The sequence below is a fragment of the Streptomyces sp. LS1784 genome (genome assembly GCF_020103755.1).
Taxonomy (GTDB): domain Bacteria; phylum Actinomycetota; class Actinomycetes; order Streptomycetales; family Streptomycetaceae; genus Kitasatospora.
Genome location: NZ_JAHSQD010000398.1, coordinates 1 through 7,647, shown reverse-complemented (window position 1 = coordinate 7,647; position 7,647 = coordinate 1). Strand labels below are relative to the sequence as shown.

Here is a 7,647-nt window from a genome sequence, read left to right as displayed (position 1 = left end):
CGTTCGGCCAGCACCTCGCGGTCCCGCGCCCCGCCGAGGGCGGCGGCGAGCCAGCGCAGCTCGGCGACCAGGTCGTCGGTGGCACCGGGGGCGAGCAGCCGCCGGAAGGTCTGCAGGGCGCTGCGCAGCCGCCGGCAGGCGACCCGCATCCGGTGCACGGCGTCCGGCTCGTCCGCCCGGACGGCGTCGTCCAGACCGGCCAGCACCACCGCCTGCGCCTCGATGCGGGCCAGCAGCACCTGCCCCACCGTGGTCTCGGGTTCCGTCATGTGCGCTCGCCCCCTCGTCGGGTCGGCGGGAACGCCTTCCAGGCTAATCCAGGTACGGCTGCCGTCGACCCCGCAGGCTACTGAGGGCGCATCAGCCGGAACAGGGACCTACGGGCCCTCGTGCCGGATGTGAGTGCCATGGCATACTCCGGAGCGTGACGACCTCCTCCCACGCGACCAGGGCCCTGCGGGCCGCGGTGTTCACCGCGCTCGCCGTGCCGATGGCCGCGTTGGGCCAGGTGGTCATCACGGGCCGCCCGCTGCCGCTGTCACTGGTGGCCTCGGCCGGTGCCGTCGTCTTCCTGGTCGCGGCCGTGCTGGCCGGCGGGGAGCGGCGGATGCTGCACATCTCCGGCGTGATGGTGCCGGTCGAACTGCTGCTCAACACCACGTTCAACCTGGGCCAGACCAGCTGTTCGCCGGTGCTGGCCGGTCAGGTGCCCGCACGCGGGGTGAACCTGCTGGTCTGTGGCGGCGGTTCGGTGGACGGCTCGCTGCTGGACGGCCCGCTGGGCCACGTCGGACAGTTGGCGCCCGCCGCGACCCAGCTGCTGCTCCTGCTGGTGCACCTGGTGATCGCCCTGGCGGCCTCGGCCTGGCTGCGGATGGGCGATGCCGCCCTGTCCGCCCTGGCCCTGGCGCTGCGCGCCCTGCGCGAGTCCCTGGCCGGCCCGCTGCGTGCCCTGGTCGTCCTGCTGATCCCGGCTCCGGTGCGTCCGGTGCTGCGGGTGCCGCTGCCGGTGTCGGACCGCGCCCGGCCGCGCCGCGAGGACGTCGTGCTGAGCCCGGCGCCCCGGCGTGGCCCGCCCGCCTTCGCGCCTGCCTGCTGATCGACCGTCCCGTCCGATCACCCGTACCCGGCCGAACGGCCCCGGTACGCCCGCAGGCAGTGCGCACGACTCCCGCGTTCACCGACCCCGCCGCACCAGGTGCGGCTTCCCGCGCGCACCCGCGCGCCGCGTACAGGAGTTGACTTCCCCACCCATGTCCCAGGACAAGAACAAGAAGCGCGTCAGTGCCCGTGAGCGGATCCAGGAGGCGCAGCGCCGCGAGAAGCAGGCCGCCAAGCGCCGTCAGCGGATCGTGGTGACGGTCTCGGCCGTCGTCGTGCTGGCCCTCGCGGGCGGCGTCGCCGTCGCGATCGGCTCGGCCTCGGACAAGAACGACAAGTCCTCCGCCGCCGCCACGGCTCCGCTGGTCATCCCCGCCAACGCCTCCGGCCCGGACGGCACGGTGATCACCTACGGCAAGGCCGACGCCCCGCACACCATGGCGGTCTACGAGGACTTCCGCTGCCCGGTCTGCAAGCACTTCGAGGCGGCGAACGGCGAGACCGTCAAGAAGCTCACCGAGGACGGTCAGATCAAGGTGGAGTTCCACCTGGCGGCCTTCCTGGACAAGGGCCTCGGCGGCAAGGGCTCGCGCACCGCGCTGGCCGCCGTCGGCGCCGCGCTGAACGAGGGCGTGGACAAGTTCAAGGCGTTCCACGACGTGCTGTACGCCAACCAGCCGGACGAGCGCGAGGACGCCTTCGGTGACGTCAACCACATCCTGGACCTGGCCGGCCAGGTGCCCGGCCTGAAGACGGACGCCTTCGTGAAGGCGGTGACCGACAAGACGTACGCCCCGTGGGCGGCCAAGGTCGCCGACGCGTTCAACGACAGCGGGGTGACCGGCACTCCGACCGTCAAGGTGGACGGCAAGCAGATCACCCTGTTCGCCGGCAACGCCGTGGTCCCGCCCGAGCAGTTCACCGCCCAGGTGAAGCAGGCCGCCGGCCTCCAGTAGGCCGGACCACCACACCGCACGGCACCACCCGGCCCGGCCGAACTCCCGGCCGGGCCGGCTCCTCCCAGCCAGCCACCGGAGTGTGCTGCCATGACCGCCGCTACCACCGTGCACCCCTCCCGCTCCGCCCCCGACGACGCCGGCCGGGCCCCGATCGGCGCGAGCCGGGCCTACGCCTTCCTGCTGTTCCTCGGCGGGCTGGTCGGGCTGGCCGCCTCGGCCGTCCTGACCTTCGACAAGCTCCGCATCCTGGAGAACCCCTCCTACGTCCCCAGCTGCAACATCAACCCGGTGATCAGCTGCGGCTCGGTGATGCGCACCGAGCAGGCGGAGGTCTTCGGCTTCCCGAACCCGCTGCTCGGGCTGGCCGCGTTCGGTGCGCTGGCGGCGATCGGCGCGGGGCTGCTCTCCGGTGCCGCGTACCGGCGCTGGTTCTGGCTGGGCCTGAACGCGGGCACCGCGCTGGGCGTGGTGTTCGCGCACTGGCTGATCTACCAGGCGCTGTACGACATCGGTGCGCTGTGCCCGTACTGCATGGTGGTGTGGGCGACGGTGGTGGCGCTGTTCTGGTACACCACGCTGCACAACCTGCGCGAGGGCGTGATCCCGGTGGGCCCGCGCGCACGGGTGGTCGTCCGGGAGGCGGCCCGCTACCACTGGGCGCTGCCGGTGCTGTGGGCGGCGGTGATCGCGCTGCTGGTCCTCAACCGGTTCTGGTACTACTGGAGCACGCTCCTCTGACCGGCCGTCACCCCACGTACCCGTCGGAGTGCAGCAGCGCGGCGGCGCCGGTCCGCCGGGCCTCCAGGGCCCCGGTGAGCCGGCGCGCCGCACCGGGCTGCAGCAGGACGGCCGCCCGGGCCGGGGTGAAGTACCCGTGGTCGGCGATCTCCTCGGCCTGCGCGCGGACCACCGACCCGGCCGCGACCGTCCCGCCGTCGAACATGAACTGCACGGCGGGGTGGGCGTGTTCGCCCTGGTCGGGGATCGCGTCGCGCCACTCCACGACGAGCAGCCTCAGCGGCCCGGCCACCAGCCCCGTCTCCTCGTACAGCTCGCGGGCCGCGCACTCGGCGGGCCCCTCCCCCGGGTCCATCCCGCCGCCGGGGAACTGCCACTGGTCGCGGTAACTGGCCTTCAGCAGCAGGACCCTGCCCGCCTCGTCGGTGAGCAGCACGCTGCACCCGACGTAGGCGCGCACCATTCCGGCGAGCCACTCCTCCTCCGAGAGTGCCCAGGTGTCCGTCATCGCGCCTCCTCCGCCGGGTTCCCGTTGCCGCGGCCACTCTGCCGCGACTCCGGCGCCGGGAAAGGCGGTTCGCCCCTGATCCACCCGAATGAGTGCTACCCGAAGACCGCTTGCCGGAAGGCGTTGCGCAGCTCGGTGAGCCGCCGGATGTCCCGGTCGTAGTGCACCTTGTTGGTGAGCAGCACGGCCCAGCGTCCGAGCCGCCGGGAGACCCAGAAGCCGGTGCCGGTGAAGCCGTAGTGGACGAAGGTGCCTTCGGCCGGCCCGGTGCCGGGGGCGCACAGCCAGGACAGGCCGCGGGCGGGGGCGAGGCCGCCGGTCTGCTCGCGCAGCGACTCGTCGATCCACGCCCCGCCCCAGGGCAGCCCGGGCGGCGGGGCGAGCAGCGCGGCCAGGAAGGGGGCGAGGTCGCGGGCGGTGGAGAAGGCCCCGGCGTTGCCGGAGACCCCGCCGAGCAGCCGGGCGGAGGGGTCGTGGACGACGCCGCACAGGTGGACGCCGGCGCCCTGCTCGTACTCGGTGGGCGCGGTGCGGGCGGCGAGCGCGGCACCGAGCGGACCGTACCGGGTGTCGGCCATGCCGAGCGGCCCCCAGACCCAGCGCTCGGCGAGCTCGTCCAGCGGTGCGCCGCCGAGGTCCTCGACCAGGTAGGTGAGCAGTACGGCGGCGCGGTCGGTGTACTCGACGACCGCGCCCGGCGGGCGGTGCAGCGGTGCGGCGACGACCCCGGCCCGGATCGCCGCGAGGTCGCGCCCGTAGAGCTGCTCGAAGCGGGTGTACGGGAGCATCCCGGCGGTGTGGGCGAGGAGTTGACGGACCGTCACCGCTGCGGTGGGGTGTCCGGCGGACGGTGGCCACCAGTGGCCGAGCGGTTCGTCCAGCGGAAGCAGCCCGGACTGTCGCAGCACCCCGACGCAGGGCCAGAGCGCGACGACCTTGGTGAGGCTGGCGAGGTCGTACAGGGTGTCCGGCCCGGGCCGCAGCCGCGCGTACGGCCCCTGCCCGAGCAGGCCGTGGCTGCCGCCGCCGAGCGTGCCGGCGGCATCCCCGACGGCCCAGACGGCGCCCGCCCCGACGGTGCGCGCGCCGTCCCGGACCAGCCGGTCCAGCTCCCCGCCGGGCGCGGCCAGGCCGGGGAGCCGCTCGGCTCCGGGTGCATCGGGTGCTCGGTGGCTCATCCGTCCCCTCCTCGGGCCGACGGGAGCCTTCCCCGCGCGGCGGCCGCTCAGACCGCCGGAGCCAGCCGCTTGCCGAGGCAGATGCTCTGCGGGTGGTCCTTGTAGATGCCGAACTTCCGGATCGCGGCGTAGCCCTCGGACCGGTACAGCGCAACGGCCTCGGGCTGCTCGGTGCCGGTCTCCAGGATGACGCGGGTGCGCCCGGCCTCGACCGCGGTCTGCTCCAGGCGGCTCAGTACCCCGCGGGCCAGGCCGCGGCCGCGGGCCTCGGGGATCACGAACATCCGCTTCAGCTCGGCGTCACCGTCGCGCAGGTCGTCCGGTCCGGCCTGCTTGGCCCGCCAGCCGCCGCAGGCGACCGGACGGCCGTCCAGGTAGGCGATCATGAACAGGCCGGCCGGCGCCTCGAAGTCCGCGGGGCGCATGACGGTCTCGTCCGGGTCGCCGTAGCGGCGCACGTACTCCTGCTGCACCTCCGCCGACAGGGCCTGGGCGTCGGGGTGGGCGTAGCCGGTGATGCGGAACTCGACGGTGCCGGCGTCCCGGGTGGCGGTGGTGTTCATGGTTGAAAAGCCTACGATCCCGGCTCAGCGGTCCTCGAACCGGGCGACCAGGTCGTCCTTGCCGAACATCCGGGCGGTCTCCACGGCGCTGGGGGTGCCGGCCTGCGGGTCGGCCCCGCCGGCCAGCAGGACGTCGAGCACGTCCGTGGCGCCCTTGAAGACGGCACCCGCCAGCGGGGTCTGACCGCGATCGTTGGCGCGGTTCGGGTCGGCGCCGTACCGGAGCAGCTCCGCCACGGTGGCGGCGTGTCCGTGGTAGGCGGCGAGCATGACCAGGGTGTCGCCGCGGTCGTTGGTGAGGTCGGCCGGGGCACCGGCGTCCAGGTAGGCGGACAGGGTGTCGGTCTCCCCGGCACGGGCGGCGTCGAAGAGCTTCCCGGCGAGCGCGATCACCTCGGCGTCGGGGGCGTCGGCGGGCTGCTGGCTGGCGGCGTCGGTCACGGTGGGCGGCCTTTCCGGTCGGGTCGTCGGGCGGTCTCGGGGCTGCGCCCACGGCACGGTAGCGGCCGGTGCCGGAACGGGCCAGCGGGCGTCCGGAATCCGGATGACGGCCCGCACCCGCCACGACACTCGGCCGCGCGCGCCGCGCAGCCATTCGAGCGAACTTCCCGGACCCCCCGGAAACTTCCCGCCCGCCGCCCGGGAATGCCTCGGCACATCGAATCCCCGCGACGCCCGGCCCGCACCCCGGCCGGTCCGCACCCCGCCACCCGGCCGCCGGAACGGCATTGAACGGCAGAACCACCCATTTGCGCCGTTCCGTCATCTATTACTTTTTGTCACGATTAGTGCGCCTTCCGTAACACCCCCGCTTGTCCCCCCTTCCTGAGGAGCGGAACGTGATCCTCTCGATTTCCGGCATCGTCCTGTTCGGCACCATCGCCTTTCTCTTCTTCCGCCGGGACGGACTGAAGATCTCCCATGCCGTCGTCTGCGCCCTCCTGGGCTTCTACACCGCCGGCTCCTCGATCGCGCCGAGCATCACCGCGGGCGGCGCGAGCCTCGCCAGCCTGCTCAGCGGCATCAAGTTCTAGCCACCGCCCACTCTCCCCGTACCGGCCCGGGAGCGGATCCCACACCGCCCCGGGCCCCGTCGTACCCCACCTCCGCCACCCCAGCCCGTCCCATCGCCCGGGGAGTCAAGGAATGCCGCTCCACCGCCACCTCAGCAAGGGCCTCGCGATCGCCCGGACCACCGGGGACCACGCCTCCGACATGTTCGCCCCGCTCGCCGCCATCGGCCGCGGCCTGCGCCACCACGTCGGCTGGGCCGTGTCCCACTGGCAGGCCACCCCCAAGGAACGCCGCGGCCCGACGCTGTTCCTGACCGCCGCCCTGGGACTCGGCGTCTACCTGCTGCCGCACGGCCTGCTGTTCGCCCTGATCGCCCTGATGGCCAGCGCGGGCTGGGCCGGCCGGATCCCCAGGGCGGCGCCCGCACCGCCCGCCCCGGACGTCGCCGACGTCAAGCTCGGCGCCCTCTACGCGGCGCTCACCCCGTACCTGTGCGGCCCGGAGGACGCCAACCCGCTGTACCACTTCGAGGGCAGCCACAAGAACGCCTTCAGCGCGTGGGAGTTCGACCGCGAGGGCCGGCTCTCCCGGCTGGAACTGAGCTACCCCGCCTACTTCACCGACACCGAGCCGGCTGCCCGGGCCCGGATCGAGCAGGTGGTCCAGGGCAAGGCGGGCCGGGCCCGGGAGTACCGCTTCGACTGGGACGAGGAGTCCAACCGGCTGCGGATCACCGCGCTCGCCCCGCTGCCCACCGACATCGCCGCCCAGCGCTTCGTGGTCGCCCCCGGCGAGATCGTGCTGGGCTTCACCGATGAGGACGGCACCGCCCGGACCATCCCGGTCGTCCAGGGCGGCATGGCCGTCCAGCAGCCGCCGGTGATCTGGCGCACCGGCCCGCGCTCCTCCGAACCGCACCTGCTGGCGCTCGGCGTCACCGGCTACGGCACCTCCAGCCTGCTGCGCTCGATCGCGCTCCAGGCCCTCCCGTACGCCGACCTGGTGGTGGTCGACGGCGCGGGCACCGGGGAACACGCCTGTCTGGTGAACCGGCCCGGTGTGTACACCGTGGAGACCAGCCTGCACGGCACGCTGGCCGCCCTGGAGTGGGCCGCCGGCGAGACCGAGCGCCGGCTCGCCGCGCTCAACGCCGCCCGGCACGCCGGCTGCGCCCCGCCCGAGGACGTCACCCGGCCGCTGTGGCTGCTGTTGGACCACCCGACCGAGCTGAGCGAACTCGCCCAGGCCGAGGGCCGTCCCGACCCGCAGGACCTGCTGGAGCTCCCGCTGCGGCACGGTCGGGCCGCCCGCGTCACCGTGGTGATCGCCGACGACCTCGACGCCCGGGACCGGATCACCGCCACCGTCCGCGCCACCACCCGGGCCCGCGTGGTGCTCGGCCCGGCCGGCCCCGACGAGGGGCGCGCGGGCCGCCCGCGTCACCGTGGTGATCGCCGACGACCTCGACGCCCGGGACCGGATCACCGCCACCGTCCGCGCCACCACCCGGGCCCGCGTGGTGCTCGGCCCGGCCGGCCCCGACGAGGGGCGCGCCGCGCTCGGCGCACCCCTGGACATCGCGCCCG

General features: G+C 74.2%; 10 protein-coding genes. 5 read left to right on the top strand and 5 right to left on the bottom strand.

All coding sequences use genetic code 11. The features are described 5' to 3' along the window. Positions 1–269: CHAD domain-containing protein (locus KS423_RS32435; protein ID WP_224283334.1), on the bottom strand; the 269-nt coding region annotated here is incomplete at its 3' end. Between the two features lie 155 nt (positions 270–424). On the opposite strand from KS423_RS32435, the gene KS423_RS32430 reads away from it, so the two are divergent. The 3 genes from KS423_RS32430 to KS423_RS32420 all read left to right on the top strand — a co-directional run bounded on the left by KS423_RS32430 (position 425) and on the right by KS423_RS32420 (position 2,798). Beyond that, complete coding sequence (locus KS423_RS32430; RefSeq protein ID WP_224283333.1) at positions 425–1,099, top strand: hypothetical protein; 675 nt, start codon at positions 425–427, stop codon at positions 1,097–1,099. Between the two features lie 139 nt (positions 1,100–1,238). Next, on the top strand, positions 1,239–2,057 hold the full coding sequence (locus KS423_RS32425) for a thioredoxin domain-containing protein (RefSeq protein ID WP_224283332.1): 819 nt from the start codon (positions 1,239–1,241) through the stop codon (positions 2,055–2,057). Between the two features lie 90 nt (positions 2,058–2,147). Beyond that, complete coding sequence (locus KS423_RS32420) at positions 2,148–2,798, top strand: vitamin K epoxide reductase family protein (protein ID WP_224283331.1); 651 nt, start codon at positions 2,148–2,150, stop codon at positions 2,796–2,798. Positions 2,799–2,805: 7 nt separating this feature from the next. Here the strand turns inward: KS423_RS32420 and KS423_RS32415 are convergent, their stop codons facing one another. The 4 genes from KS423_RS32415 to KS423_RS32400 all read right to left on the bottom strand — a co-directional run bounded on the left by KS423_RS32415 (position 2,806) and on the right by KS423_RS32400 (position 5,488). Then, on the bottom strand, positions 2,806–3,306 hold the full coding sequence (locus KS423_RS32415; protein WP_224283330.1) for an NUDIX hydrolase: 501 nt from the start codon (positions 3,304–3,306) through the stop codon (positions 2,806–2,808). Positions 3,307–3,401: 95 nt separating this feature from the next. Then, positions 3,402–4,484 (bottom strand): serine hydrolase, encoded by a 1,083-nt coding sequence (locus KS423_RS32410; RefSeq protein WP_224283329.1) that lies wholly within the window; start codon positions 4,482–4,484, stop codon positions 3,402–3,404. 47 nt (positions 4,485–4,531) lie between these two features. Beyond that, on the bottom strand, positions 4,532–5,047 hold the full coding sequence (locus KS423_RS32405) for a GNAT family N-acetyltransferase (RefSeq protein WP_224283328.1): 516 nt from the start codon (positions 5,045–5,047) through the stop codon (positions 4,532–4,534). Between the two features lie 24 nt (positions 5,048–5,071). Continuing rightward, positions 5,072–5,488 (bottom strand): ankyrin repeat domain-containing protein, encoded by a 417-nt coding sequence (locus KS423_RS32400; RefSeq protein ID WP_224283327.1) that lies wholly within the window; start codon positions 5,486–5,488, stop codon positions 5,072–5,074. A 398-nt stretch (positions 5,489–5,886) separates the two neighbouring features. Between KS423_RS32400 and KS423_RS32395 the strand changes: the two genes are divergently transcribed. Further along, the gene (locus KS423_RS32395) at positions 5,887–6,081 is read left to right on the top strand and encodes a hypothetical protein (RefSeq protein ID WP_224283326.1); all 195 of its coding nucleotides are present in this window, start codon (positions 5,887–5,889) and stop codon (positions 6,079–6,081) included. 112 nt (positions 6,082–6,193) lie between these two features. Then, on the top strand, positions 6,194–7,647 hold a 1,454-nt coding region (locus KS423_RS32390), incomplete at its 3' end, for a hypothetical protein (RefSeq protein ID WP_224283325.1).

Coding starts and splice junctions, on each gene's coding strand:
- KS423_RS32410 (WP_224283329.1), bottom strand. CDS start 4,484: ATGAGCCACCGAGCACCCGATGCACCCGGAGCCGAGCGGCTCCCCGGC.
- KS423_RS32420 (WP_224283331.1), top strand. CDS start 2,148: ATGACCGCCGCTACCACCGTGCACCCCTCCCGCTCCGCCCCCGACGAC.
- KS423_RS32415 (WP_224283330.1), bottom strand. CDS start 3,306: ATGACGGACACCTGGGCACTCTCGGAGGAGGAGTGGCTCGCCGGAATG.
- KS423_RS32405 (WP_224283328.1), bottom strand. CDS start 5,047: ATGAACACCACCGCCACCCGGGACGCCGGCACCGTCGAGTTCCGCATC.